Origin of the sequence: Chlorobaculum parvum NCIB 8327 (assembly GCF_000020505.1) — a bacterium.
GTDB classification, from domain to species: domain Bacteria; phylum Bacteroidota; class Chlorobiia; order Chlorobiales; family Chlorobiaceae; genus Chlorobaculum; species Chlorobaculum parvum_A.
The window spans coordinates 1436473-1461826 of sequence record NC_011027.1 but is presented as its reverse complement, the minus strand read 5'-3'; the positions used below and the strand labels follow the sequence as shown (position 1 = coordinate 1461826).

20 protein-coding genes and 2 tRNA genes are annotated in these 25354 nt (G+C 54.1%); 9 read left to right on the top strand and 13 right to left on the bottom strand.

Annotation, left to right across the window (positions count from 1 at the left end; all coding sequences use genetic code 11):
• The first annotated feature begins 29 nt into the window (after positions 1-29).
• The 6 genes from CPAR_RS06820 (at position 30) to aspS (ending at position 6309) form a co-directional block, all read left to right on the top strand.
• On the top strand, positions 30-524 hold the full coding sequence (locus tag CPAR_RS06820; RefSeq protein WP_012502581.1) for a ferritin-like domain-containing protein: 495 nt from the start codon (positions 30-32) through the stop codon (positions 522-524).
• Positions 525-567: 43 nt separating this feature from the next.
• Positions 568-1068, top strand: coding sequence for a rubrerythrin family protein (locus tag CPAR_RS06815; protein WP_012502580.1), 501 nt, complete (start codon positions 568-570; stop codon positions 1066-1068).
• A gap of 148 nt (positions 1069-1216) precedes the next feature.
• Positions 1217-2497 (top strand): YihY family inner membrane protein, encoded by a 1281-nt coding sequence (locus tag CPAR_RS06810; protein WP_012502579.1) that lies wholly within the window; start codon positions 1217-1219, stop codon positions 2495-2497.
• Positions 2494-3666 (top strand): DNA polymerase III subunit gamma/tau, encoded by a 1173-nt coding sequence (gene dnaX, locus CPAR_RS10660; RefSeq protein WP_012502578.1) that lies wholly within the window; start codon positions 2494-2496, stop codon positions 3664-3666. The genes CPAR_RS06810 and dnaX overlap by 4 nt, the downstream gene beginning before the upstream one ends.
• Before the next feature lie 65 nt (positions 3667-3731).
• Entirely contained in the window at positions 3732-4358 is a 627-nt protein-coding gene (locus CPAR_RS11275; RefSeq protein ID WP_012502577.1) for a hypothetical protein, read from the top strand.
• 139 nt (positions 4359-4497) lie between these two features.
• Positions 4498-6309: an aspartate--tRNA ligase gene (gene aspS / locus CPAR_RS06800; RefSeq protein WP_012502576.1), complete on the top strand. Its 1812-nt coding sequence runs from the start codon at positions 4498-4500 to the stop codon at positions 6307-6309.
• 110 nt (positions 6310-6419) lie between these two features.
• Here aspS and zupT read toward each other — a convergent pair whose 3' ends face one another.
• Complete coding sequence (gene zupT, locus CPAR_RS06795) at positions 6420-7226, bottom strand: zinc transporter ZupT (protein WP_012502575.1); 807 nt, start codon at positions 7224-7226, stop codon at positions 6420-6422.
• A gap of 352 nt (positions 7227-7578) precedes the next feature.
• Here zupT and CPAR_RS10795 point away from each other — a divergent pair, with 352 nt between their 5' ends.
• On the top strand, positions 7579-8073 hold the full coding sequence (locus tag CPAR_RS10795) for a YXWGXW repeat-containing protein (RefSeq protein ID WP_012502574.1): 495 nt from the start codon (positions 7579-7581) through the stop codon (positions 8071-8073).
• A 187-nt stretch (positions 8074-8260) separates the two neighbouring features.
• Here the strand turns inward: CPAR_RS10795 and CPAR_RS06785 are convergent, their stop codons facing one another.
• From CPAR_RS06785 to CPAR_RS06740, 10 genes are all read right to left on the bottom strand, one after another.
• Complete coding sequence (locus CPAR_RS06785) at positions 8261-9667, bottom strand: B12-binding domain-containing radical SAM protein (RefSeq protein WP_012502573.1); 1407 nt, start codon at positions 9665-9667, stop codon at positions 8261-8263.
• A 192-nt stretch (positions 9668-9859) separates the two neighbouring features.
• On the bottom strand, positions 9860-10309 hold the full coding sequence (locus CPAR_RS06780; RefSeq protein WP_012502572.1) for a hotdog fold thioesterase: 450 nt from the start codon (positions 10307-10309) through the stop codon (positions 9860-9862).
• Between the two features lie 61 nt (positions 10310-10370).
• Positions 10371-10443: transfer RNA gene (locus CPAR_RS06775), tRNA-Gly, on the bottom strand.
• A gap of 50 nt (positions 10444-10493) precedes the next feature.
• Positions 10494-10570: transfer RNA gene (locus CPAR_RS06770), tRNA-Met, on the bottom strand.
• 55 nt (positions 10571-10625) lie between these two features.
• Entirely contained in the window at positions 10626-11366 is a 741-nt protein-coding gene (locus tag CPAR_RS06765) for an IspD/TarI family cytidylyltransferase (RefSeq protein WP_012502571.1), read from the bottom strand.
• A gap of 5 nt (positions 11367-11371) precedes the next feature.
• On the bottom strand, positions 11372-12412 hold the full coding sequence (gene queA / locus CPAR_RS06760; RefSeq protein ID WP_012502570.1) for a tRNA preQ1(34) S-adenosylmethionine ribosyltransferase-isomerase QueA: 1041 nt from the start codon (positions 12410-12412) through the stop codon (positions 11372-11374).
• A gap of 118 nt (positions 12413-12530) precedes the next feature.
• On the bottom strand, positions 12531-15704 hold the full coding sequence (locus CPAR_RS06755; protein WP_012502569.1) for a beta-phosphoglucomutase family hydrolase: 3174 nt from the start codon (positions 15702-15704) through the stop codon (positions 12531-12533).
• A 47-nt stretch (positions 15705-15751) separates the two neighbouring features.
• Positions 15752-17014 (bottom strand): hypothetical protein, encoded by a 1263-nt coding sequence (locus CPAR_RS06750; protein WP_012502568.1) that lies wholly within the window; start codon positions 17012-17014, stop codon positions 15752-15754.
• Positions 17015-17147: 133 nt separating this feature from the next.
• The gene (gene tmk, locus CPAR_RS06745) at positions 17148-17801 is read right to left on the bottom strand and encodes a dTMP kinase (RefSeq protein WP_012502567.1); all 654 of its coding nucleotides are present in this window, start codon (positions 17799-17801) and stop codon (positions 17148-17150) included.
• 5 nt (positions 17802-17806) lie between these two features.
• A complete protein-coding gene (locus tag CPAR_RS06740) occupies positions 17807-18580 on the bottom strand; it encodes an alpha/beta fold hydrolase (RefSeq protein WP_232203879.1) in 774 nt (257 codons plus the stop codon).
• Positions 18581-18862: 282 nt separating this feature from the next.
• Between CPAR_RS06740 and CPAR_RS06735 the strand changes: the two genes are divergently transcribed.
• Together CPAR_RS06735 and CPAR_RS06730 are read left to right on the top strand one after the other, a co-directional pair.
• Positions 18863-19348, top strand: coding sequence for a hypothetical protein (locus tag CPAR_RS06735; protein WP_041466156.1), 486 nt, complete (start codon positions 18863-18865; stop codon positions 19346-19348).
• Between the two features lie 250 nt (positions 19349-19598).
• Positions 19599-20096 (top strand): Spy/CpxP family protein refolding chaperone, encoded by a 498-nt coding sequence (locus CPAR_RS06730; RefSeq protein WP_041466155.1) that lies wholly within the window; start codon positions 19599-19601, stop codon positions 20094-20096.
• 83 nt (positions 20097-20179) lie between these two features.
• Here CPAR_RS06730 and CPAR_RS06725 read toward each other — a convergent pair whose 3' ends face one another.
• Positions 20180-20890 carry an SDR family oxidoreductase gene (locus CPAR_RS06725; RefSeq protein WP_012502562.1) on the bottom strand — a complete coding sequence of 237 codons (711 nt, stop codon included), beginning with the start codon at positions 20888-20890 and terminating at the stop codon, positions 20180-20182.
• A gap of 50 nt (positions 20891-20940) precedes the next feature.
• Positions 20941-25134 (bottom strand): PAS domain S-box protein, encoded by a 4194-nt coding sequence (locus tag CPAR_RS10650; protein ID WP_012502561.1) that lies wholly within the window; start codon positions 25132-25134, stop codon positions 20941-20943.
• Positions 25135-25354: the final 220 nt, after the last annotated feature.

Genomic DNA, 25354 nt, shown 5'->3' with positions numbered 1-25354 from the left:
AAAACATCTTAATAAAAAAGGATACCGTTATGGGAACCAGAGGACGTGAAATCGTAGGCGATTCCATTGATCGTGTACTTGAGCTGCTGAACAAGGCCTTTGCCGATGAGTGGCTTGCTTACTATCAGTACTGGATCGGCTCCAAGATTGTGGAAGGGCCGATGAAGGATGCAGTCATCGCCGAGCTTTTGCAGCACGCCGCCGATGAGCTTCGCCATGCTGAAATGGTGAGCACGCGCATTATTCAGCTTGGCGGTACGCCGTTGACCAGCCCGAAGCAGTGGTTTGTCGAGACCAACTGCGGCTATGACGAACCGACCGACAAGTTTGTCAAGATGATTCTCGAACAGAACATCTCCGGCGAACAGTGCGCCATCACCACCTACAACAGCATCATCCAGGAGATCGGCATGAAAGATCCGGTCACCTACAACCTGGCCGTGCAGATTCTCCAGGACGAGGTCGAGCACGAAGAGGATCTTCAGGCGCTTCTTGAAGACCTCGGCGTCTTCCTGCGGAAATAATTTTTAACGCATCATTTATCACTCATAATTCATCACTCAACTTATGCCGACGACACACGAAAACCTGAAGAACGCATTTGCCGGTGAAAGCCAGGCTTTCATGAAGTACATCACCTTCGCCGAAAAGGCCGAGAAAGATGGCTTCAAAAACATCGCCAAACTGTTCAGAACCACCGCACAGGCCGAGCGTATCCACGCGCAGGGGCACCTGGCTGCCGATGATGCCATCGGTTCGACCGCTGATAACCTTGAAACAGCCATCGGCGGCGAGACCTACGAGCACAACGAAATGTATCCGCCGATGTACGAGCAGGCCGTAGCCGAAGGGCACAAGGCCAAGCGCATGTTTGGTTTCGCCGTGGAGGCTGAAAAGGTGCACGCCGCGCTCTATCGCAAGGCGCTCGAAGCGGTCAAGGCCGGACAGGATTTGGCTGAAACCGAAATCTGGCTCTGCCCGGTATGCGGCCACATCGAACTTGGCACGCCTCCGGAGCACTGCCCGATCTGCAATGTGAAGGCATCGGTCTATATCCAGATCGCCTGAGCATTTGCTTTCAAGCACTCATGTTTTCGCCCTCCGGCCTCAAACCGGGGGGCTTTTTTTTTGTTTGCTGCCGTTCTCTACTTTGAAATGACGCTTGTGCCTCCAAAACAGTGCAAGGCGCAGGCTTTTGAAACCGTAACAGGCTCGTATGTCGGACACGAAGAAGAATTCACCGGTTTCGTCGCTGCTGCAGCATGAACGGCTGCGGGTGCCGGGTATGTACCTGTCGTTCATGGCGCGCCATTTTGTTCACGACAACATCCTCATGAGTGCCGGTTCGCTGGCGTTTCAGACCCTGCTTTCGCTGGTGCCGCTTATGGCGGTGAGCTTGTCCATCCTCCGGGTTTTCCCGGTTTTTGGTTCGCTCAAGCAGAACATCGGCGACTTTCTGTTTCAGAACTTTGCCCCTGCGCAGGGCGCGTTGATGAAAACCTATCTGTGGGAGTTCATCGATAAAACCTCTTCACTCTCTACCGTGGGAGGCATCTTTCTGATTGTGATCGCCCTGTTCCTGATTTCAACCATTGACCATACGCTGAACGGCATCTGGGAGGTGCAGGCTCCGCGCAAGGTGATGCAGGGCTTTACCCTTTACTGGACGGTGCTGACGCTTGGCCCGCTGCTGATCGGTACCAGCGTTGTGGCCAGTTCGTACGTCTGGTATTCGGTGTTTGCCGGTGGTGAGCTTCTGCAACAGAAGGTGACGGTTCTGTCCTATCTTCCATTGATTAATACCGCCATCGCCCTGTTTTTGCTCTACATGGTGGTGCCGAACCGGAAGGTGCGTTTCAGGCACGCGCTTGCCGGTGGCGTGCTGGCTGCGCTGCTGTTCGAGCTTGCCAAGCGCTGGTTTGCTTTCTATGTGGCGAATTTTGCCACCTTCGAGGCAATCTACGGCGCCTTGTCGGTGGTGCCGATGCTCTTTTTCTGGATCTATCTGGAGTGGGTGGTGGTGCTGACCGGTGCGGAGTTTGTTTTTTCACTCGGCTATTTCAACCCTGAAGAGCCTGACGAGCAGCAGGAGTTCGACCCGCTGCAGGGGGTTCCAGAGGTGCTCGCCGTGTTGAGCGCGGTCTGGCAAGCGCAGATATCGGGCAGCTTTCTGACCGGGAAAAAGCTCCTGACGTCGGAAATTATCGCCGACCGTAGTAAATTGGGCCTTATTGTCGAGTTTCTGGAGCGGAACCATTTTGTGCACCAGACAGCTGACGGCGGCCTTGCCGTCAATGTCGATCTGCACTCCATGACGCTTTACGAGCTCTATTCGCAGATGCCACGGGAGCTTTTCAGCAGCGAGCCGGGCAGGGAAGAGGTTGCTGATGGCGAGATATTTGAGCAGATGCGTTCAGGCATCCGCGCAGCGCTACAAAACACGATGCAGACACCACTGATCGAACTGGTTAACGATTCAACGCAACGAGATCCATGAGCTATCAGGTCATAGCACGAAAATACAGACCTTCACGATTTGCCGATATAACCGCGCAGGAGCATATCACCGGCACGATCCAGAACTCCCTCAGAATGGGGCGGGTCGGCCACGGCTACATCTTTTCCGGCCTTCGCGGCGTGGGCAAGACCACGGCGGCGCGCGTGTTCGCCAAAGCGGTGAACTGCCAGCGCATGATCGAGGACCCGAAGTACCTCAAAGAGGTCACCGAGCCGTGCGGTGAGTGCGAGAGCTGCCGCGACTTCGACGCGGGAGCGAGCCTGAATATTTCCGAGTTTGATGCGGCTTCGAACAACAGCGTGGACGACATCCGCCTGCTTCGCGAGAACGTGCGCTACGGCCCGCAGAAAGGACGCTATCGCGTCTACATCATCGACGAGGTGCACATGCTCTCGACGGCGGCGTTCAACGCTTTTCTCAAGACGCTCGAAGAGCCGCCGCCGCATGCGATCTTCATTTTCGCGACCACCGAGCTGCACAAGATTCCGGCCACGATCGCCTCGCGATGCCAGCGCTTCAACTTCAAGCGTATCCCGATTTCGGAGATTCAGCGCCAGCTTCAGTTCATCTGCGATGCCGAGGGAATTAGCGCGGATGATGATGCATTGCAGCTCATCGCGCGCAAGGCGCAGGGCTCGATGCGCGACGCCCAGAGCATTCTCGACCAGGTAATAGCCTTTGCCATCGACAGTGAAGGGGAGCGGGCGATCCGCTACGATAAGGTCTCCGACCTGCTGAGCTACATCGACGACGAGCACTTTTTCATGGTGACTGACGCCATCGTTTCCGGAGACGCTGCCGCCATGCTCGACGTGGCCGGCATGGTCAACCGCAACGGTTACGACGAGCAGGATTTTCTCGAAAAGCTGATCGAGCATTTCCGCAACTTCCTTGTCATTCACAATCTGCGCTCCAGCCGCCTGATCGAACGGCCCGAACCGGTCAAGGAGCGTTACGAGCGCGACGCGCTGAAGCTGACGCCCGAGGTGATCATGGCTATGACCGATCTGCTCATGCAGACGCAGCGTGAGCTGAAATTCTATGCCGAACATCAGTTCCGCTTCGAACTCGCGCTGCTCAAGCTCATCGCTTTGGGGCAGGGAACCACAACGGCGGATGAAAAAAAAAAGCCGATTCTGAGCCTGTAGGTTCACCTCAAGTTCCGCAAGCTGCCCAACCTTCTCCGAAACCAGCCAGAAAATCACAACGACCAGTGGCCGTGCCGCCGCCTGCCGCTTCCGCCAACATGCCTTCGGTACCGCCACCACCCCCTCCGGCGCCGCCATCTCCGCCGCCGTCATCAAGGGCTTTTTCATCCGAAGCTCCGGCCTCCAAACCGGCAGGAAAGATCGATCTCGGCTCCTGGAAACAGGCTTTCTCGAAGTTTGGCAGCAACGCCGACCAACGCATTCCGGCCAAGGCCCGGGCTGTTGCGGGAGGAGCCGCATCCGCACCGACTGGAGGGGCGCCGGTGGCCGTACTCGAACAGTTGCGCATGGAGTGGGGACGTTTTCTGGAACATCTCTCGGCCAAAGGGTTGCAGGTGATGGTTTCCCACCTCCACGCCTCTGATCTGATGGCGTGCAGCCCTGATGGGCTGGTCGAACTTGGCTGCTGCCGGAAATTCTCCTACGAAGAGTTGCAGCATGATGCCGATCTGCTCGCGCGCGAAATGGCCGACTTTTACAAGCTGCCGCTGAAAGTCTCGGTTCGTTACGATGCTGCCCGTGACGCCTGCACCCGGGAGAAAAGCGTGTTCACCATGTTCCAGGAGCTGTCCGAATCCAACGAGGTGGTCAGGTATCTGATCAAGGAGTTCGGCGGGGAGCTGGTTTACTGAATGGGGGGCTTTACAATTCGTTCAAAATTCATGATATTCAGGGTCATCTCTTTTAGCGGATTGCAGCGTTTTTTGCTCGCTTTTTACCGGCAGGGAGGTGCATTCAGGTTTTTCACAACGTTTGATCAGCGATAGTTTTATGAGTAAGGAGCCAACAGCGGCGGCAGGTTTACAGAATAGATTCAGAACTCACTACTGCGGTCTTTTGAACCGCGATTCGGAAGGGGCTGGGGTGAAACTCGGCGGTTGGGTGCACCGCATCCGCGACCACGGCGGTCTGATTTTCATCGATTTGCGCGACCACACCGGTATCTGCCAGCTCGTGATTCAGCCGGAAAGCGGCGAACTCTTCAGGATTGCCGAAGGTCTCCACTCCGAATCCGTCATCTCCGCTGAAGGTTCGGTGGTGCTTCGCTCCGACGAAACCGTCAATCCGCGCCTCGCTTCCGGCGCGATCGAGGTAGTTGTCTCCGCAATCAAGATCGAAAGCGCCGCACATCCGCTGCCCTTCCCGGTGGCCGATTACATGCCGACCTCCGAGGAGCTGCGCTTGAAATACCGTTTCCTCGACCTGCGCCGCGAAAGGCTGCATGAAAACATCATCTTCCGCAGCCAGCTCACCGCCGCTGTTCGCAAATATCTCACCGATCTGGATTTCATCGAAATCCAGACGCCGATTCTCACCTCCAGCTCGCCCGAAGGCGCGCGCGACTTCCTCGTGCCGAGCCGTCTGCATCCCGGCAAGTTCTACGCTTTGCCGCAGGCTCCGCAGCAGTTCAAGCAGCTTCTGATGGTCTCAGGCTTTCCGCGCTACTTCCAGATCGCCCCGTGCTTCCGCGACGAGGATGCCCGCGCCGACCGCAGCCCCGGTGAGTTCTATCAGGTCGATATCGAGATGTCTTTCGTCGAGCAGGACGACCTGTTCGTGATTCTCGAAGGCATGTTCAAGCATCTGGTCGAGACGATGACCACCAAGCGCATTGCGCAGTATCCGTTCCCGCGCATCAGCTACAAGGATGTGATGAACCGCTACGGTTCCGACAAACCCGATCTGCGCATTCCGATCGAGATTCAGGATGTCACCGAACTGTTCGTCAACTCCGGCTTCAAGGTGTTTGCTTCGAACACCAAAGAGGGGTGCTGCGTCAAGGCGATGGTGCTGAAAGGGATGGGCAACGAGTCGCGCCTGTTCTACGACAAGGCTGAAAAGCGCGCCCGCGAGCTTGGTTCGGCAGGTCTGGCCTACATCCAGTTCAAGGAAGAAGCACCAAAAGGGCCGGTCGTCAAGTTCCTCAAGGAGGAGGAGATGGCCGCGTTGAAGGAGCAGCTCGGCATCGAAACCGGCGACGTGGTGTTTTTTGGCGCAGGCAAATGGGAGCAGACCTGCAAGATCATGGGTGGTATGCGCAACTACTTCGCCGATGTCTTCCCGCTCGACAGGGACGAGCTGTCGTTCTGCTGGATTGTTGATTTCCCGATGTTCGAGTACAACGAGGAAGACAAGAAGATCGACTTCTCGCACAACCCCTTCTCCATGCCGCAGGGTGAGATGGAGGCGCTCGAACAGCACTCGCCGCTGGACATTCTTGCTTACCAGTACGACATCGTCTGCAACGGCATCGAGCTCTCCAGCGGCGCGATCAGGAACCACCGCCCTGACATCATGTACAAAGCGTTCGAGATCGCAGGTTATCCGCATGATGAGGTTGACGCCCGTTTCGGCCACATGATCGAAGCCTTCAAGCATGGTGCTCCGCCGCACGGAGGCATCGCGCCCGGCCTCGACCGTTTGGTGATGATCCTGCGCGACGAGCAGAACATCCGCGAAGTGATCGCCTTCCCGATGAACCAGTCCGCACAGGACCTTATGATGGCCGCCCCTTCGGAAGTTACCGCCCAGCAGCTCAAAGAGTTGCACATCAAGGTGGAGCTGCCGGAAGAAGAGGCGTGACGGCTGGCTGATCGGCACAGTTGGTTAAAAATGAAAACTCCCGCAAGACGCAAGGTTTTGCGGGAGTTTTCTCTTTTGAAAACATTTCCTGATTCCAAATAAGATCCTGTTTACAAAAACAGCAACAGGCTCACCGCCATGACCAGCATTCCGCCGACCAGGCCGCCGATGGCCAGGTGGTGTTCGCCGTACTCTTCGGCGGTGGGGAGAAGTTCGTCGAGGGAGATATAAACCATAATTCCGGCGACGCTGGCGAAGACAAGGCCGAAGGTGAGTTCGGTGAAGAGGGTACGCAACAGGAAAAAGCCTGCGATAGCTCCGATCGGCTCTGCAAGTCCGGAGAGGAATGAGAGCACAAAAGCTTTCTTTCGGCTTTTGGTCGCGAAGTAAATCGGGGCTGAAACCGCGAGACCTTCAGGAATATTGTGAATGGCAATGGCCACTGCAATGCTGATGCCGAGCGTCGGGTTTGAGAGGCCGCTCATGAAGGTCGCGAGGCCTTCAGGAAAGTTATGAATCCCAATGGCCAGTGCGGAGAAGAGCCCCATTCTCAGCAGTTTGGCTTTGTCTTTCGCCGAAGATTCTTCGATGATTTTCTCGGTATTCATCTCGTGCGGGTTTTCATAGGCCGGGACGAGTTTATCGATCAGCGCGATCACGAAAATTCCCACAAAGAAAGCGATCACCGTCCAGATATATCCCGCTTTATCTCCCAGCTCGACCGACAGGGCATCTTTTGCCTTGACAAAGATCTCGATCATCGAAACATAGAGCATCACTCCTGCGGAAAAACCGAGGGAAACGGTCAGCATTTTGGGGTTGACATCTTTCGACAGGAAGCCGATGATGCTGCCGATGCCGGTGGCAAGCCCAGCCAGCAGGGTGAGTGAAAAGGCGAAGAGGATGCTGTCTGACATGGGTTATCAAAAAGTTGATCGATCTGCTAACAATAGTTTGATGAGCAACTTACCATTCTTCCTGAATGTGGTCAAGGTTTTCTGACCAGAGGCGCGGGTTATCCAAAAATAAGACTTGCAGCTCGGGAGCGCGTTGGCGAGCCAGACCGGATTAAGAGGATGATGCTTTCTCGACCGGCGGCGAAAAAATTATATGGATGGAACTAAACGCGGAAATGCCATGGTTTGAAAAACAAAGTATCATGCCTATCGGAAATCACGGTGTAGGAGCACGTATCCGCTACTTCGCTTTTCCAACTTCCAACTTCAGGCTTTTTTGTTCGTACATAAAAAAGCTCAAACTGGAGATGTCATGAAAAAACATGTATTGCTGGCAACGCTGGCATCCGGATTGCTGTTTTTCAATCCTTCAGGTCAAGCTCTTGCTGACGTTGACTTGCACGTCAATGTAGGAGGCCCCGGCTTTGTGGTCGGTTACAATCCGGACTTTTTTTATGTGCCGGATCTTGGTTACTCCATCTCATATGGAGGTCCGTACGATATTATCATGTACGGAGGATACTACTATCTGTACCGTAACGGGTACTGGTATCGTTCACGCCATTATCGCCATGGGCGTTGGGTGCTTATCGACCGCTACCGGCTTCCCTACAAAATCAGAAGGTATCGCTGGCATGATATCCGAAGGTTCAGGGATGTTCATTACCGGCGGGTCCATCCGAATCGCTTCAGGGACCGTCGCGAGCGAGACTGGAGAGACCGACGGGATGACCGTCGCTGGGACCGGGATCGCAGAGACGATCGCCGTGATCGTCGGTACGACCGTGATGAAATCAGATTGCGTTAATTGTTGAAAAAATAAAGGAATGGAACCTTGGCTATGCTCTCGATAGCCGAGGTTCCATTGTTTTCATTCGCTGATTGATTGATGCTCCTATCGATGAAAACAGGGGAACAGAAAAAATCCCACACGACGTGCTGTCTTGTGGGATTTTCAGTTTTTGCTGATTCCGTCAACTGGTGAGTTCAGGACTTCAGAGATAGATCTCCGGCGTGAGTTTGCGGGTGAAGCGGTTCATGAGGAAGTTGACGAACCAGACCCAGTTGACGGGTTTGCCCTGCATGCGCTTCATGATGGCGCTGCCTTTGTAGACTTCGCGCTGAAGTTTGATGAAATTTTCGAGCAGCTTTTCGCCGCCGAGCTTTTTCGGCTCGAACATGTAGTGGTAGGTGTCGTACTTGTCCCAATCGAGGTGGCGTACCCTGTCTTTCATCTCCTCGAAATAGGGGGTGCCGGGGAAGGGCGTGACGAGCGAGAAGACCGGGAACTCGATGCGGTTCTGCATGATGAAGTCGTAGGTCGCCTGGAAGCTCTTTTCGTTGTCATCGTCGAAGCCGAACATGAAGTAGCCCTGGATGGCGATCTTGTTCTTGTGCAGGTTGTTCACCGCCGTTTCATAGTTTTGCAGGCGGTTCGAACCCTTGTTCATGGTTTTGAGAATGTCGGGATTGAGCGATTCGAAGCCGATGCTCATGAGGTCGCAGCCCGAACGCCCGGCTACTTCGGCCACCTCTGGTTTGTGCAGGAAGTTCATCGAGATGTTGGCATTCCAGCGCACGCCGAGCTTGGCCATTCCTTCGAGCAGCTCCATGAAGTATTTCGGCCTGAAACTGATGTTGTCGTCCATGAAGGAGAAGCGCACCTTCTCTTTGCCAAGCCGCTCCTGATGGGCGCGCATTTCGTCAAGCACCAGATCGATTTCGCGGTAGCGGTAGCTTTTGCCATACACCGTCGGCGTGGTGCAGAAGCTGCATCCAACCGGGCAGCCTTTGGTGGCCAGAATCGGGATAAGCTGGCTGTATTTTTTTGCGTGTGGAGAATTCAGGGCAAAGCTGAAATCCGGAGGCGTCATGTTGGTCATCGGACGCAAATCGCTGGATTTGTAGAAGCTCTTCATTGTACCCTGAAAAATATCGCGGGCAAGTTCGTCCCAGACCGATTCGATCTCGCCGTAAATGACGCTGGTGCAATGCGATGCGGCTTCGTCGTGCAGCATTGTGGGGTGAACGCCGCCGAGCAGCACGATTTTGCCCTGCGCTTTCGCGCGGTCGCCGATGCGGTAGGCGTTCGTGGCGTTGAGCGTGCGCGAGGTGATCGCCACAACGTCGAAGCCCGAGAAGTCCTGCGGAATCGTGTCGCCGGTTCGCTCATCGAGGAAGGTGATGTCGAAATACTTGCTGGCCAGCGTGGCAACCATGATGAGGTTCAGGGGCATGCTGACCGTACCGGAATCGACCATCATGCTGGTCTGGCTCTTGGGCTGGATGAGCAGCCATTTTTTCCGGGTCTTCTGTGCGGCGGCGAGTTGTTCGAGGGACGGGCCCGCACTGTCGGAACGGGAAACGGTCGATTCGGCGGTCTGAAGATCTTCTGCCAGCATGCCTATACTCAATAAGTGGTAATGATTTCAGGGCAGCGTGAAAAATTGACGTCTGTCGTCCCTATCCGGAAAGCCTCTGGAGAGGGAGCATTCATGACATTTGTTGCTTTTTCAAGGTGCCTTACAGAATGAATTCACAAGGTATGAAAATTTCCCTAAAAAAGTCTTTAACGCCCTGAAAAACAGGGGCGATCAGGAGCGTTTTTCAAGGACAGCGACGGTAAAGCGGCTGATGCAGACCAGTCGGCCCTGGTCGTCGCGCAGCTTGATGTCCCAGACCTGTGAGGTGCGTCCGAGATGCAGCGGGGTGGCGGTGGCATGCACGGCGCTTTCGCCTTGGCGCACGGCGCGAAGGTGGTTGGCGTTGATCTCCTGACCGACGATAAAGTATTTGTCACGATCCACGCAATACGAAGCGGCGATGCTGCCGACTGTTTCGGCAAGCGCTAACGAAGCTCCGCCGTGCAGAATGCCGATGCGCTGGATGGTACGGTGATCGACAGGCATAGTCGCCGTCATGAAGTCGGGCCCGACAGCCGTAATTTCAATGCTGAGATGGTGGGCCATCTGGCCTTCGATGATCTGCGTTGCATTGATCTCTTCGGGCGTGACCGGAACCGTGAAGATTGAATCCTGTGTCATGGCGCGAACGGGTTGGGCTGGAGAGGGACAGGCGAATCGGAGATTTCCGGGAATGCCGGAGAGCGGGTGACGAGATTCGAACTCGCGACATTTTGCTTGGGAAGCAAACACTCTACCAACTGAGTTACACCCGCTTTTCAACAGTACTCGCCTGACGGTCGAGATCAGGCGGGTGCTCTGTGTTTGGTGGTGAGAGAGGGAGTTGAACCCTCGACCTCAGGGTTATGAATCCTGTGCTCTAACCAACTGAGCTATCTCACCTTAGGGGCTGATAATATACGATGGCGCTTTTCAAAAAACAAGCGTCGGCCAGCAATTAATTTTCGCTTTTTCTGGCTTTGAGTCCGGCCAGAATCGCCTCACCGACAGGGACGTCTTCGGGCGTAGTGATCTTGATGTTGTGGTAGCCCATCTCGTAGACATGAATCTCCTGCTCGGGGAAGTAGCGCTCGACAAGCGCCGCGTCATCGGTGGCATACACGCCGTCGCTGGCGGCTTTCCGGTGTGCTTCGATGAGTTTCGCTGGTGTGAATCCCTGCGGGGTCTGCACCTGCAGCAGGCGGCTGCGGTCAAGGGTTTCGCCGAACACCTCGGGGGTGCGTCCGATGTATTTGATGGTGTCCTTGGGCTTTGTAGCGGGCACGCATGCGCCGTGCTCTGCCGAAATCCTTGCGATCTCGTCGATCTCTTCCGGTTGGATGAAGGGGCGTGCGCCGTCGTGTACCAGGATCGCGTCGGGCATGACGCCAGATGATTCGATCTCCTCTTCGATCAGATCCATGCAATTTCTGATCGAGTCCTGGCGTTCTTTTCCGCCTTCGATGATCGAGTGGATCTTCGTGAAGCCGTTCTCGCGGGCGAGCTGCTTAAACGGTTCGATGCTGTCGGATTTGGTGGCGATATAGACCGCGTCGACCGATTCGGCATCCTGAAAGGCTTTCATGGTGTGCCAGATGACCGTATGGCCTCCGATTTCGATCATCTGCTTGCTCATGCCGCCATCGAGCTTCATGCGTTTGCCGACTCCGCTGGCGGCGATGATTGCAACGGTTTTCATGGTCTTCAGACGATGAGCATTGAGTCCCCGTAGGCCAGGAACCGGTAGTTGTTCTTGAGTGCGGTTTTGTAGGCGTCCATGAGCAGGCGGTGCTCGGCGAAAGCGCTGACCACCATCATCAGGGTCGTTTCGGGCTGCTGGAAGTTGGTGATGAGCGCGTCGGTGACCTTGAAGTTGTAGGGCGGATAGATGAACTTGTCGGTCCATCCCTGGCCGAATTTGATCTTGCCCTCCACGGTGGCATTGGCTTCCAGTGCGCGGCAGGTCGTGGTGCCGACGACGAACACCCGTCCGGACTTGTTGACCTTGGTTTCGTTGATCTCCATGGCCGTCTGGTAGGGGATGTTGAAGTACTCGGAGTCCATCTTGTGCTTCGATACATCTTCAACCTCGATGGCGTTGAAGGTGCTCAGGCTCGGGTGCAGGGTGATGGGCAGAATCTTTACGCCCACTTTCTGGATCTGTTCCAGTAGCGGCATGGTGAAGTGCAGCCCGCCCATCGGGGCGACCACGGCACCGGTCTGGCTGGCGTAGACGGTCTGGTAGTCGGTCCGGTCCGAATCCTTTGGCTTTCTGGTGAAGTAGGGTGGCAGCGGTACCTGGCCGATTTTTTCAACCATCTTGAAGACGTCGATATCGGGGTTGAGGAAGCGGATCGTCCGGCCTCTCGAGGTGGTGTTGTCTACTACTTCGGCCACAACGTCGTCCTCGAAATAGATTTTATTGCCGACGCGAACCTTGCGCGCAGGATCAACCAGCACGTCCCAGAGCCCGGCCTCTTTGTTCAGCTCGCGGAGCAGAAAGACCTCGATCTTGGCGTCGGTTTTCTCTTTCTGGCCGAAGATTTTGGCCGGAAAAACCCGGCTGTTGTTGACCACCAGCAGGTCGCCTTTTTTGAAGTACGAGACAATGTCGGTGAAAACCTTGTGCTCGATGTCCTTTTTGCGCCGGTTCAGCACCATCAGCTTGCAGGCGTCGCGGGGCGATTCGGGGTGGTCGGCGATTCGTGTTTTGGGGAGGGTATATCGAAAGTTCGAGAGCCGCATATCGTTATTGGGGGTCTGTGAGTGATGAGCCCTGAATAGGCGAACTTAAATATAGGGCGTGCCGCGTGAAATACAAAATCCGGAGGAGGGTTGGGGCTCCTCCTCCGGGATGTGCGGTTTAGCTGATGTGTACGGTCGTTGCTTCGCCTTTTTTGAGCGTCACAGAGTGGCCGCCGATCAGAGCCGGTTTTTCCTCCGCCTCGGATTCGGTCAGGGTGACCGTGATGCTGGTTGGCGTGAGCGCGATTTTGTACCAGCTCTGTTGGAAGCAGAGGCTGGTTTCGATGCCTTTCCAGTGCACCGGGAAGTTCGGGCTGATGTTGAGCATGTCGTTGTAGAAGGCGATGCCGGCGAAGTAGCGGGTGACCGTGTCGATGGTTCCGGCCATCACACCGCAATGGATGCCTTCCTGGGTAGTGCCGCCCTGCGTGTCCTGAATGTCGCTCTTGAGCGCTTCGACGAACCAGTTCCACGCGGTTTCGTGGCCACCTTCGAGGTAGCTCGAGATGATCGAGTGCACCACCTTGCTCAGAGTCGATCCGTGGCTGGTTCTCGGTTCGTAGTAGGCGTAGTTGTCGCGCACGAACCTTATGGGATTTGGAATGTGGTAGCCGAGCTTTTCGAGGAGCGAACAGACTTCCATCGGGTTGAGCGTGTAGAAGGTCATCAGGACGTCTGCCTGCTTGGCCACTTTGTAGTGGTCGGGCGAATCGTTCTCGGCTTTCAGAATCCTGTCCATCCGGTGGATGTTGCCATATTTGAGCTTGTAGTGCTCCCAGTCGAGCTCCTTGAGCCCCATGTAGCCGTCGAACTGTTCGAGGATACCGTTCTTGTCGATGAGCACGTTCATCTTGCTCATGATCTCGCGCCACTGCATGAACTCGTCGTGGCCGATGCCGATCTTCTCCATGAGCTTGTCCATCACCTCGGGATCGAGTTTCTGGCTGAACTCGAGCGCTTTTTCAAGCAGCCAGGCGGTCATGATGTTGGTGTACGAGTTGTCTTTCAGGCCGTGCTTGCCGGTGCCGGGCAGCTCTTCGTGGAACTCGTCAGGGCCCATGACGCCTTCGATGTGGTAGCGACCGGTTTCGGGCGAGAAGGTGGCGATGCTGGCCCAGAAACGGGCGATCTCGAACATCATCTCGGCGCCATAGTTGTTCAGGAACTCCATGTCGCCGGTGTCGTGCACGTAGTGCCAGGCGTTGTAGAACACCGCAATCGAAACGTGGCGCTGGCGGCAGCTCAGGTCGGGATCCCAGGCGCCGCTCTTCGGATTGTAGTGAATGGTCGGCGTCTCCTCGCGTCCGTCATCGGCGGTCTGCCAAGGGTACATCGCGCCGTGGTAGCCGTTGTCGCGAGCGTAATCGCGCGCTGCGTCGAGGCTGTGGTAGCGGTACATCAGCAGGGCGCGTGCCACCTCGGGCGCGTGCTCGATGTAGAACGGCATGATATAAATTTCATCCCAGAAGTAGTGGCCGCGATACCCTTCGCCGCTGAGGCCGCGTGCGGCAATGCTGGCGTCGATGTTGACGTTGTGCGGCGAGGCGGTCGACATGAGGTGGTAGATGTGCAGCCGGAGCACCTTCTGGCTGAAGCGGTCGCCGTCGATTTTCATGTCGGCTTTGTTCCAGATGGCGCCCCATGCAGCGCAATGGCTCTGGAACAGCTCGTCGAAGGTGCCTGCCGATGCGAGCGTTTCGGCGCCGGCCTTCACCGGATCGTGCTGCCCCTCGTCGCGCGAGGTGTGGATCGAGACCACCTTTTCGATGATGCAGCGCTTGTCTGACGAAACCTTCAGGCGGAAGTTCTCGCTGATGCGCCGTGGGGTGCTGGTGACGCTGCCGCCGCTCATCGGTTCACCGTGGAAGCCGCAGCGGATGGACGTGCGGGCGTGGGTGACGATGTCAGTGCCAGTGTGGTTGGTGCGTACGTGCAGGTAGATGCCGCCGTTCTCACCTACTGTTCCGTGATCGACGTGGTCGAGGTGGTCGTTCGAGAGGCTGCTGTAGCGCTGGACGCCTTCGTTCTTGACCAGACCGTCGATGGTCGATCGGATTTCAAGTTCAGCCGAGTAGTTGATCGGCTCGATGATGTAGCGAAGCGCCGCGACATGCGGATTGTCCATGCTGCAGAAGCGGCGGCTTCTGATGCGGGTGATGTTGCCGAGTGTATCCTGCACAACCATCTCACGCTCCATCAGGGCGTGGCGCATGTCGAGGTTCTGGCGATAGCTCAGGATTTTCTGCTCCAGCGGATTGATGAACTCGCCGCTTCCGATTCGGAACTCGATGGGCAGCCAGTTCGGAGCGTTGACCATGTCATTGTTCCAGATGGTCTGGCCGTGAACCTGTGACGGAAGCTTGTTGAATACGCCGGCCAGGTAGGTGCCGGGGTAGTGGTGCTTCGAGGCCATGCCGCTCTCGAAAGCTCCGCGCACGCCCATGTAACCGTTGCCGATGGCCGTCAGCGATTCGCGGAGGCGTTCGTCCTTTGGCTTCCAGGAGTCGTAGCGAAGATCCCAGCCCTCTTTTTCAAGCCCTTCGTCGAACCACTGTTCAATATCCTCGATGGTGATTTCGCTCAGATCGCGCACCACGATGTCCGCGCCCTCTTCCTTGAGTTTGATACCCTCGATTTCGCGGGCGATGCCGAGCACCAGCCCGAAATTGCCTTTCGAACCCGCCTGCACGCCTGAAATGGCGTCTTCCACAACCACGCAATCGTTTGGTTCGAGGCCAAGGTTGGCTGCGGCAGTCGTGAAAATGTCCGGATTGGGCTTGCCTTTGAGTTTCAGCTCGATGGAAACTTCGCCGTCAACGCGCGTCTCAAAAAGCTCTTCCAGATGCGCGAGCTGGAGAATGAGTTTGCAGTTGCGGCTCGACGAGGCGATGCCGATGCGCACGCCGCGAGCCTTGAGGTTTTTGATGAACTCGACCGAGCTCTGAAATACCTCGGGCCCTTCCTTGACGAGAATTTCGGTAAAGAGGCTGTTCTTCCGGTTGCCGAGTCCGCAGACGGTCTCCTGTTCCGGAATATCGTCGAGCTCGCCGTAAGGAATTTCAATGTCCCTGGAGGCTAAAAAGCTTTTAACACCCTCCATACGCGGTTTACCGTCCACATATTTCAGATAGTCCTGATGAGGGTCGAAAGGGACGTAGGGCTCATTGTTGACCTCGGCATAATTCTTCAGAAATGAATTGAACATGGCCTCCCAGGCGAGGCTGTGGATTTTGGCCGTGCCGGTGATGACACCGTCGAGATCGAAAATGACTCCTTTGAAATTCATACTCATTCTTTGGGTTGTCGGTTAAAAGAAGGGCTTTACTTTTCGTTGAGTGCTCAGAGTGAAAGTAGCCCAAGAATCGTTAACAAAATATCGGGATAAGGTACCATGTAGCTTTTGGGGCAGATATCCTTGACCCGTTGCATAAGTTTTTCATCGCGGGTGACGAAAATTGTCCAGACATCGTCGTACATCTCCATCGCCTTTTTCAGCATCGGAAGGTCAGAGGAGGTGTCGCCGCAGACCAGTACCGAGCCGCTTGCGCGTTCAATGCCGAGTTTGCCGCAGATGAATTCCAGACCGTCGCCCTTGTCGAAATCCCTGATCTGGTTCGTCGCGGGATCGTCGTCGATGGTGAGGATGATTTCGATGTCGAGGCCGGTGTCCTCGATTCTGAAGTTCTTGCCTTCCGGATCAATATTTCGCACGATGCCTTTGACCTTTTCGAGAAACGCTGTCGACTCGGCTTCATTGATCGAGCGGGTGATGTCCTGACGGGCGATGGTGGTCTGGCCGAACTTTATCTGCAGGGCTGAACCGATGAAGTTGAATTTCTCGAACGAAGGGTCGCGCAGAATCAGTTGCATCCGCTCGTTGAGCAAACGGATCAGCTCCTGCTTGCCGGGCGCGATGGGGTAGGAGTGGAACTGCCCGTCGATGTCGATGAACTCACGCCCTTTCGAACCCGCATACACAAAGATGTGCTCAGGGTTGATCGAAACATTCAGGATGCCGAAATCCTTGAGCGGCGCCGAGGTGATGATCAGCGGATACTTGCAGCAGTTTTTGGCGAACCGGGAAAGAAAGACCGAATTGTAAATCGGCTGGATCGATGAGCGGTAGCGCCCGCAATAGTTGTTGGTGGTGCCGTCGCGGTCGGTGATGAACGCGCTGAAGCTTTTACCACGAAGCATCTCCACGCCGTCGGTGACGTAATCGGTGAAGCCGGGAATGAACTTGGCGAGGTATTCGATGAAACGGTCTTCACCGTATTCGAGGTAGTAAATATCCTTCTGCAATTCGCGAATTTCGTAGGTCAGATCGACCTCGATCTGCTTCATGCCGTCCAGACGCAAGAGACGCTGGCCGGTGTAATCGTCGATATAGATGGTTTCGAGGGAGTACAGCGCATTTTTCAGGGACTCGATGCAGCCTTTGCCTACGACCCTCTGCTTCATGATGTTCCGAACGATCGGCTCTCTCAGATCTCGGGTTTCGGATTTGAGCCGGTAGAGTTCCTTGAGCGTTCTGATATCCTGCAACGTAATGGGAAAGTTGCAGGTGCGGAGACTTCTCTCATTAACAATCGTAGTGTGCATACGAGCCCGGCTGAAGGAATAGAATAACGATGTGAAACGTAAATTTACGAAAAAAGAGTTTCACGATTCAGTAAATCTTGTTTTTTGTGTCGCTGCCAATGCCTAACAGCTCCCACGTTTTTCCGGTTCCGTCTTAGCGTTTACCGTCTTCTGGAACCTCGAGAGCTTGAAGTGCCGAGAGGATTTTCCGGTGGATTTCCTGTGGCGTCAGAAGTGCGTCGATCATGATAATTCGCTGCGGTTCAGCTTCCAGAATGGCGTGATAACCGGCCCGGACACGCTGGTAAAATTCAAGCCCCGAATTCTCCATGCGGTCCAGCTCTTCGGACTCGAACGCCAGCGGCAGCGATTTTTCGGAGAACTTCCTCAACAGCGCGTCTTCAGGCGTGAGGTCGAGGTAAAAGGTGATGTCGGGGCGAATGCCGTGCGAGGCGATCCGGTTGATTTCTGCGAGCATGTCGAGGTTCAGCCCGCGGCCGTAGCCCTGGTAAGCGGTGGTCGAATCGAAAAAACGATCCAGAATGACGTCGCAGCCGTCCTCCAGTGCGGGCACGATGATCTTCTCCATCAGCTCTGCCCGGCTTGCCGAAAAGAGCAGCAACTCTGCGATCGAGGTGATATCGTTATGGCTTTCGAGCAGCAGCTCCCGAATCTGCTCGGCAACGGGTGTCCCGCCCGGCTCGCGCAGGGTGAGCACCTCACGGCCGCGTTCCTGGAGATGGCGTTTCAGCTTGACGACCTGGGTCGATTTTCCTGCGCCGTCGATTCCTTCGAAGGTGATAAGCATAAGTCTTAATGCGCTGGTGTTTCCTCAAAAATAAAATTTTTGACCGCCGAGCTGAACTTTTCCGGGTATTCAAGCATAGGGCAGTGGCCGCAATCCCTGAAGACGATCAGCTTTGATGTGGGCAGCTCTTGCTTGACCACAGGGGCGATTTTCGGTGAAATATACTGGTCATGGTCGCCCCAGATGATCAGTACAGGCTGCGTCAACTCGCCAAGCCTCGAACGCAGGCCAGTGCGCTGCATGTCGAGCAGCGGCATGTTCCGGTTCAGCTTCATGGTCGTGTCGAAGGCTCCGTGGTCACGTGCAATTCCGAGCAGCTTCCGGTAGAGCCCTCGGTCGATTGCCTGCCGGTTGTACAGGGCGGCATCGAACATTTTGCGGGACATCTTTTCGGTCGTTACCAGCGGTTTGAGCAGGTGACGCACGCCGGGTAGGCTGATGGCTCTCGACCATGACGGCAGGGTGACGAAGCCGTCAGTATTGCTCAACACCATTTTGTCGAACGTTCCGGGATGAATCAGGGCGGTCGCGAGCAAGTACTTTCCCCCCATCGAGTGACCGGTACCGTACACCGGCCACCGCGCGATTGCGCCGGTTTTTTCAAGGAACTCGTGGATCAGATCGGCATAGAGCTGAAGCGAGTAGACGATGCTCTGCGGTTTGTCGGAGCCGCCGAATCCAAGCAGGTCGAGACCGAGAACCCTGAATGAGCCGGCAAGCTGCGGTATGACCGGATCGTAAAAATCGAACGATGCTGAAATCCCGTGCAGAAGCAGCATTACGGGAGCATTGCCCCCTGTATCGAGATACCGGTGACGGTGACCGCTAAGCGTGATGTACCTGTCTTGAGCCGCCATTGCCAGAGGGCATTATGATCACAAAGAGGTGTTGTTGCGAGGGTTGAACGGGAAGTAAAAGCAAAATAAGCAATGAACGGCAAAAAACCGTTACGGCGGCGTTTTAAAGGGGCTTGCAGAAAACGATGAACGGCTCTTCTGCGTTTATTAAAAATAGTGTATGTTCCCGCCGATCATGTAAAAAATATAACGTGCATTTTCTCTATGACTCTGAACAGTGTGATTCATCTTCTGCATCAGCACGACCAAAGAACGGCATTGCTGCACAGTGCCGGTAGGGCGTTCGTTGGCGTGGCGTTGTGCTGTGGCTTGCAGGGCTGTTCGGGGCGCTCCGACGACCAGAACCTTGCGCCACGGGATGTCCCGGGAGATCACCATCAGATGGCACCCGTTGATCCACAGCCCTCGTCCAGAGATATGCCTGGCTGGCTCGACCTTTATCGTGAGAAACGTCTGGAGAACATCTCAAGTGTCGATCATGTCGTCATCGTAAGGTTCGAGTCTCTCGGAGACCGTGACGAGGTGTATAGCTACTATGCCGACAAGTTTGGCAATGAGGAGAATTTCTCCTCATTTCGTGACAACCGCGACATTATCAGCTTCATAAAAGAGGGGTATGGGGTGAAAATCACACTACTCAACCCATCGAAAAACCTGTGGTCTCTCGAATACCATCGTCAGTCGATCTGAGCCTCCCGCCAAGGGGGGCTAATTTTTTGCCTCGTTCTGTTTGCTGACCTCAAACGGAGCGTTTCCTCTTCTTGCCACTTTTGCTTTTTCTCGGCCTGTCTGCAGCCGTGCGTTAGTTGCTCATTTCCTCATTCAGAAAAAAATATTCAGCTGAACGCAGGAATTTCCGCTGGCGGTCGTCGTATTGGGTGAGCGGTTGCCGCATTGATAATACTGGCACCCGATACGATAAACAAACGAGAGCTATACGATGAAAAAGACGATTATTACGACAGCACTTCTTGCCGGATTTATCGGTGCGGCAGGTACCGCATCAGCAGCAAACAACGACAGGCAGGCTCCGTGCCCGCCTCCAAGCGTTTCCCGGTCGGCTGACGCTCCCGGTTACGGTATGAGGCCGGATGCAAGAGCACAGAAGAGGGCTTCGATCAAACAGGCGCTGAATCTGAGCGATCGTCAGGAACGGAAAATGGTCGAGTTGCGACAGAACTTTTTCACCCGCAGCCGTCCTGTTGTTCAGGATCTCATGAATATGAGACGTGAGCTTGCTCTTGAATCGGTCAGGAAACATCCCAACAGGATGAAAATCGACAAACTTACCCGTAGAATCGGACAGGTGCATGAACAGTTGGCTGAAATGCAAAGCCGCCATCTCCATAATGTGGCGTCAGTGCTTGACGACAAGCAGCTTGACCGGTTTATGCATATGAAAGATCAACGTGGCGACAGGCACTGGAAGAGAAGCTGAGCCGTTCACAGACAAAATAACCGCTGAAAGCAGGAAAGCCGGGATTACCTTTATCCCGGCTTTCCTGTGTCTGATCGATTTTTTCAGTGAGCCTGTCCGGTCGGCCTGATAATGATTTCACTTACATCCACATGCGGAGGCTGGCTGAGAGCGTACATCACGCCTCGCGCCACGTCGTCCGGAAGCAGTTCCGGAGCGACCGGTTTCTGCAAGCCATCCCAGAACGGCGTATCCACAATGCCCGGCTCGACCAACGTGACCCGCACGCCCTTGCTTGCCACTTCGTTGCGGATCGCCTGCGCCATGCCGGTTACCGCCCATTTGGTGGCTCCGTAGAGGTTTCGCATCGAGGTAACCCGGCCCAGAACCGAACCCGTCACGAGGAAATGTCCCCCGGTTTTGACCAGCTCCGGCAGCGTGAGGCGCGCCGTGGCTGCCGCGCCGAAAACGTTGGTCATCACCATGTCGCGCCACTCGTTGGGTCTGTGCTCGCCCTCGATGAAAGACGATCCATTTGAAAATCCCGCATTGGCGAAAACCGCGTCGAGTCTGCCGAAGCGCTCGATGGTTTTCTGCACCATCGCCTCCTGCTGTTCCCATTCCGCCACGTCGCACGGCACGGCTATTGCCCGCTCGGCGCCGAGTTCATCGACAAGCGCCGTCAGCTTTTCCGCCGACCGCGCTGCCACCACGACCCGCCAGCCCGCCTCCACGGCCTGAATCGCCGTCGAACGCCCGATGCCGGTCGAAGCCCCGGTTATGAGAAGAACCTTTCCGTTATCTGAAGTACTCATAATGTGCTATTTGTATGGTGATTTAAGCGTTCATGTTTGGCGCTATAAGTTTACTGAGGAGATTTGCCTTTCAGTACTTCTCGTATGATCTGGGCAAGCACGGTAAGCCTGACTGGTTTTTTGATCACTTTACGGATTCCGTAACGATTGAGCGATATCGAATCTTCTATGTTTTTGCCGTAACCGGTCATCAGAAGTATCGGAAGCTGTGAATTGAGCTTGTGCAGATTTCGAGCCAGTGCGGTGCCTGTCATTTCTGGCATGGTCAGGTCGGTAATCACCAAATCATAAGCTTTCGGGTCATTACGGAACTCTTCAATCGCTTCAAGGGGGGAATTTTTTACCGTAACAGCTATCCCGAGGTGGTTCATCATGACACGCATTACCTTGGTGGCAGCGTGTTCATCATCGACAACAAGTACCCGTATTCCCGAGTTGTTTTCTGCAGACAGGTCGTTACTCTGCTGAGCATGCAGTTCCTCTGCGATCACGGGAAGATAAATTCTGAATGTGCTGCCATTACCAGGTAAGCTCTCGACCGTTATGTCTCCTTTAAAGCTGGTTACAATACCATGCACCACTGAAAGACCGAGTCCTGTGCCCTTGTTGAATCCTCTGGTTGAATAGAAAGGCTCGAAGATCCTTTCTATTGTGCTTGCTTCCATACCGTGACCGTTATCGGTAACCGTAAGCTGAGCATAGTGACTGTCTTTCAGATTCGGATGCTTTTTGTGAAACTCGTTATCAGCAATAATCTCCCGAAGGTCTATGGACATTTCACCACCCGAATCCTCCATTGCCTGGAAGGCGTTAGTGCAGAGATTCATGATTACCTGGTGAAGCTGCGTTGGATCGACCAGCACGTTACCGCATTTGCTGAAACGGGTCTCGATGGAGATCGTTGATGGGATTGATGGACGCAAAAGTTGCATTGCCTCTTCGACGATCTGCTGCACTTTTATGATTGCAGGTTCGGCCTTTTCAGCGCGGCTGAACATCAGAATCTGTGACACAAGGTTCTTTGCTCGTTCTGCTGCCTGCATGATCTGCGTATAGAAATCATGCGGCAAGTTGTTCTCCTGCATCAGAATGGAGCCCATTTCCGCATAGCCGAGGATCGGTGTGAGAATGTTGTTGAAATCGTGCGCGATGCCGCCGGCAAGTGTGCCGATGGTTTCAAGGCGTTGGGTTTTTATCAGGTTTTCTTCGAGCAGCTTTTTTTCTGCCTGTGCGTTCACCTTGTCGGTTATGTCAAACAGAATGCCGTCAATCCCTGAAAAGCTTCCGCCGTCCGAAAAGACCGAAGTGCATCTGTTTTCGAGCCATTTGACTTCGTTGTCAGGCAGGATTATCCTGAATACATTTGTCTTCGATGTCTGGGCTTGGTGGAGTTGGTTGAAGAAATCAGCAAGAGGTTGCCGGTCTTCAGGATGAACCAGTGTCAGTGCGTGATCGAGTGAGCCCAGGTTATTGTCCAGAACAAGATGTTTCGTCCATGCTTGTTTGGCATCTGAAAGGAAGTTGATGGCATTATCGGTCGATAGGTGATAGACGATACCGGGAATATTGCCGATGATGGATCTGAACTCTTCGCTGATCCGTTTCTGAAGCGCGCTTTCGCGCAAGGCAGCTTCAGCCCGCTTCATTTCGGTGAGATCGATCACTGTGGTGCGTATTCCGGCAACTTTCCGCCCTTTTCTGATGGGGGTGTTGTATAGCAGTAACGGTAACCGGCGTCCGTCTTTCATGACTATGGTCTCCTCGTTACCTTGGGCGGTATAGTCTGGATCAAATATTTTCTGTTGCTTTTCAAAGGCCAGTTCGAGATTTTCTGGACAGCAAAAACTCAAGGCGGGCACACCCTTTTGAAGCTCTTCGGGAGAAATATCGAAAAACTTCATTCCCGAATTATTGATATAATTCACGATGCCCTTCAGGTTGGTTTCGAAGAGCGGAAAAGGCAGGAATTCGGTGAGCTCGCGGAATTTTTTTTCACTTTCGATAATCGCCGCTTGGCTTTTCAGGCGATCTGAAATATTCCGGGCGATCCCGAATACGACCGGTTCGCCGTCCCAAGTGCCAGGAGTGATTTTCGTTTCCACGGGGATGGTCTCGCCCGATTTCTTGAGAAGGGGAACAGTACAGAGCTTTTCTGTGTCGGAAAGTATCGCATCGACAATTTTTTGAGCATGTGTTCGCTGCCCTGACGGATGGATTTCGAGCACGTTCATTTGCCGCAGCTCATCGAGTGAATAACCGAGTGCTGCTACTGTTGCCATATTGGCATGCACAATGGTTCCATTCTCGGCAAAAATGAACAGCATGTCGTCGATCGATTCGAACAGGGTTTCAAGATTACGGCTGACCGCGCTGATGCGCTCTTCGTGTCTTGCCTGCATAATGGTTGGCCCTATATGCGAAGCAACCGTTTCAAGGGCTTTGCGGGCAAACACCGGGACTTCATCGAGCTTGTGTGAGCTGATAGTGAATAGGGCGATAGGACGTTTTTTGTTGAATACGGGCAAAATGGCGTAGGCATTCACGCCCTCCTGTAGCAAACATTGAGTCGTTTGTTCGCTGATTTCAGGCGTCTGATCGTTGTACAGGGCTTTTCCGGACTTCATGAGCTGGTATTCCGGAGAGTTCTTCTTGAATACAGCAAGTGTCTTGATGAGCTCATCTGACAGTCCCTGACTGTGGAAAAGGTTCAGGGCTTTTTTGTTCTCATTGAGCAGATAGACCGCGCCGCTATCCATGCCTGAAATCTCCATCGCAGTATTGAGGCAATGCTGTATGGTTTCTTCAAATGACTGTGACATACTCAGTTTCAGGGCCAGATCCAGCTCGCACTGAAGCAGTTTTTTTACCCTTTGACGCTGTAAAGCATTGGCGATGATGCCTCCAGCCAGTGCAAGGATCGATGCGGAATCGGAGGGCCATTGACGCTCCACCCTTACGGCGTCAAAGCCGATGAAGCCAAACGGATCATTGCCCGATATGAGTGGGATGAGAATGAGTGACTTAATATTTTGCTGTTCGAAAATCTTCCGTTCTGCAGCAGCAGCGTCCGGGAGTTCAGATACCCTCGGTATGATGATCACCTCGTTATTGGTGATTTTTTTTGTGATCCAACGGAATTCGGAGGAAGGAAGCTGCTGAAATATATCGATCTTCGGTTTGACGCCTTTGGCGCACCATTCGTGGGTGTTGTCCATGAAGCGCATGTTGTCATAGAGCTGGAAAATATAGCTTCGGTCAGCCCCTACGAACGCGCCGATTGTCTCCAGTGCTTTGTTGATCATGCTGTCGATCTGCTCTGAAGAAGCGCTGATGAACTGGTTGGCAATGGTTGAAATCAGGCGATCCAGTCGCCGGTTGTAGGCTTGGGCGAGTTCGGATTGTTTTCTCAGGGTGTTATCGAGCACATAGCCTTCAAACCTGGTGATGCAGCCGTTTTCATCCCTGACGATTGTGGTGAAATCGTACATCCAGGTGATGCCGCCATCTTTGCGAATGATGCGGTACTCCTGCTCGAATGAGGTGCTTTCGGGATTGGTGAAAAAAGCGGTCATCTCATTCAGAACCCTGTCAAGATCATCCGGGTGGATGATATCATCATATCCGATGACTTCCGATGTAAAATCTTCGGGAGCGTATCCCGTCAGCGTGGTTACATTCGGAGAGACATATTCGGCTGGGTAGCCTTCAGTATTTAACCAGCGAAAAACCGTGATCGGGCCTTCCAGAAAGAGATTTATTTCCTGCCGAAGCTTCTCTTCGGCATGTTTGCGCTCCGTAATGTCTTGGTGCGATCCAGCCATTCGGATTGCATTCCCTTCCCGGTCATGTTCGAATACCTTGCCGCGAGTGAGGATCCAGACCCAGTGGCCATTTTTGTGTTGCATCCGGATCTCTGCCTCGTAGTCATCTAACTTGCCTCGTAAATTATCTTCAAGCAGTATGTTGGCCTTTTTCAGATCATCAGGATGGCAGAGACTTTTCCATTTTGCAAGCGTGATCGGCCCAAGCTCTTTTTGAGTATAGCCGATCATTTCAGCCCATGCTTTGTTAATAGATACAAGTCCGGTTTGAATGTTCCAGTCCCAGTAGCCGGCTTTTGTGCCTTCGATAACCAGAGATAGTCGCTGAAGCTCCTTTTTCAGTTCAGCATGTTCTTTTTTGAGGCTGTCAATATCCGATTCATTGTTTTGAATCGGATTTGCGATTTTGGAGCCCTTGTTCATTAGAGGTAAGATTGCCGTGATGGTAAACTCGGATGACGAGTAAAATACTGCTGTTTGACGATTTTTCTAAATATTTACGAGTTATTACGTCGTTTATGACGTAGAGATTGCCGTTGTTTTTTTGTTGAATAAAGGGGCATTTTTAGGAACTAACCTGTATCGGGGGATTGGTTATGGGGTTGATCGGTGATGCTGATGCCTGGCATCTCAAGCTGTCGCT

Bases quoted from the DNA above. Each gene is read 5' to 3' on its own strand.
- CPAR_RS06750 (WP_012502568.1), bottom strand. From the start codon at position 17,014: ATGCACACTACGATTGTTAATGAGAGAAGTCTCCGCACCTGCAACTTT.
- CPAR_RS06815 (WP_012502580.1), top strand. From the start codon at position 568: ATGCCGACGACACACGAAAACCTGAAGAACGCATTTGCCGGTGAAAGC.
- tmk (WP_012502567.1), bottom strand. From the start codon at position 17,801: ATGCTTATCACCTTCGAAGGAATCGACGGCGCAGGAAAATCGACCCAG.
- CPAR_RS06725 (WP_012502562.1), bottom strand. From the start codon at position 20,890: ATGAGTACTTCAGATAACGGAAAGGTTCTTCTCATAACCGGGGCTTCG.
- dnaX (WP_012502578.1), top strand. From the start codon at position 2,494: ATGAGCTATCAGGTCATAGCACGAAAATACAGACCTTCACGATTTGCC.
- CPAR_RS06785 (WP_012502573.1), bottom strand. From the start codon at position 9,667: ATGCTGGCAGAAGATCTTCAGACCGCCGAATCGACCGTTTCCCGTTCC.
- CPAR_RS06820 (WP_012502581.1), top strand. From the start codon at position 30: ATGGGAACCAGAGGACGTGAAATCGTAGGCGATTCCATTGATCGTGTA.
- CPAR_RS06740 (WP_232203879.1), bottom strand. From the start codon at position 18,580: ATGCTGCTTCTGCACGGGATTTCAGCATCGTTCGATTTTTACGATCCG.
- CPAR_RS06810 (WP_012502579.1), top strand. From the start codon at position 1,217: ATGTCGGACACGAAGAAGAATTCACCGGTTTCGTCGCTGCTGCAGCAT.
- CPAR_RS06730 (WP_041466155.1), top strand. From the start codon at position 19,599: ATGAAAAAGACGATTATTACGACAGCACTTCTTGCCGGATTTATCGGT.
- CPAR_RS06765 (WP_012502571.1), bottom strand. From the start codon at position 11,366: ATGAAAACCGTTGCAATCATCGCCGCCAGCGGAGTCGGCAAACGCATG.
- CPAR_RS06780 (WP_012502572.1), bottom strand. From the start codon at position 10,309: ATGACACAGGATTCAATCTTCACGGTTCCGGTCACGCCCGAAGAGATC.
- queA (WP_012502570.1), bottom strand. From the start codon at position 12,412: ATGCGGCTCTCGAACTTTCGATATACCCTCCCCAAAACACGAATCGCC.
- CPAR_RS10650 (WP_012502561.1), bottom strand. From the start codon at position 25,134: ATGAACAAGGGCTCCAAAATCGCAAATCCGATTCAAAACAATGAATCG.
- CPAR_RS06755 (WP_012502569.1), bottom strand. From the start codon at position 15,704: ATGAGTATGAATTTCAAAGGAGTCATTTTCGATCTCGACGGTGTCATC.
- CPAR_RS10795 (WP_012502574.1), top strand. From the start codon at position 7,579: ATGAAAAAACATGTATTGCTGGCAACGCTGGCATCCGGATTGCTGTTT.
- aspS (WP_012502576.1), top strand. From the start codon at position 4,498: ATGAGTAAGGAGCCAACAGCGGCGGCAGGTTTACAGAATAGATTCAGA.
- zupT (WP_012502575.1), bottom strand. From the start codon at position 7,226: ATGTCAGACAGCATCCTCTTCGCCTTTTCACTCACCCTGCTGGCTGGG.
- CPAR_RS06735 (WP_041466156.1), top strand. From the start codon at position 18,863: ATGACTCTGAACAGTGTGATTCATCTTCTGCATCAGCACGACCAAAGA.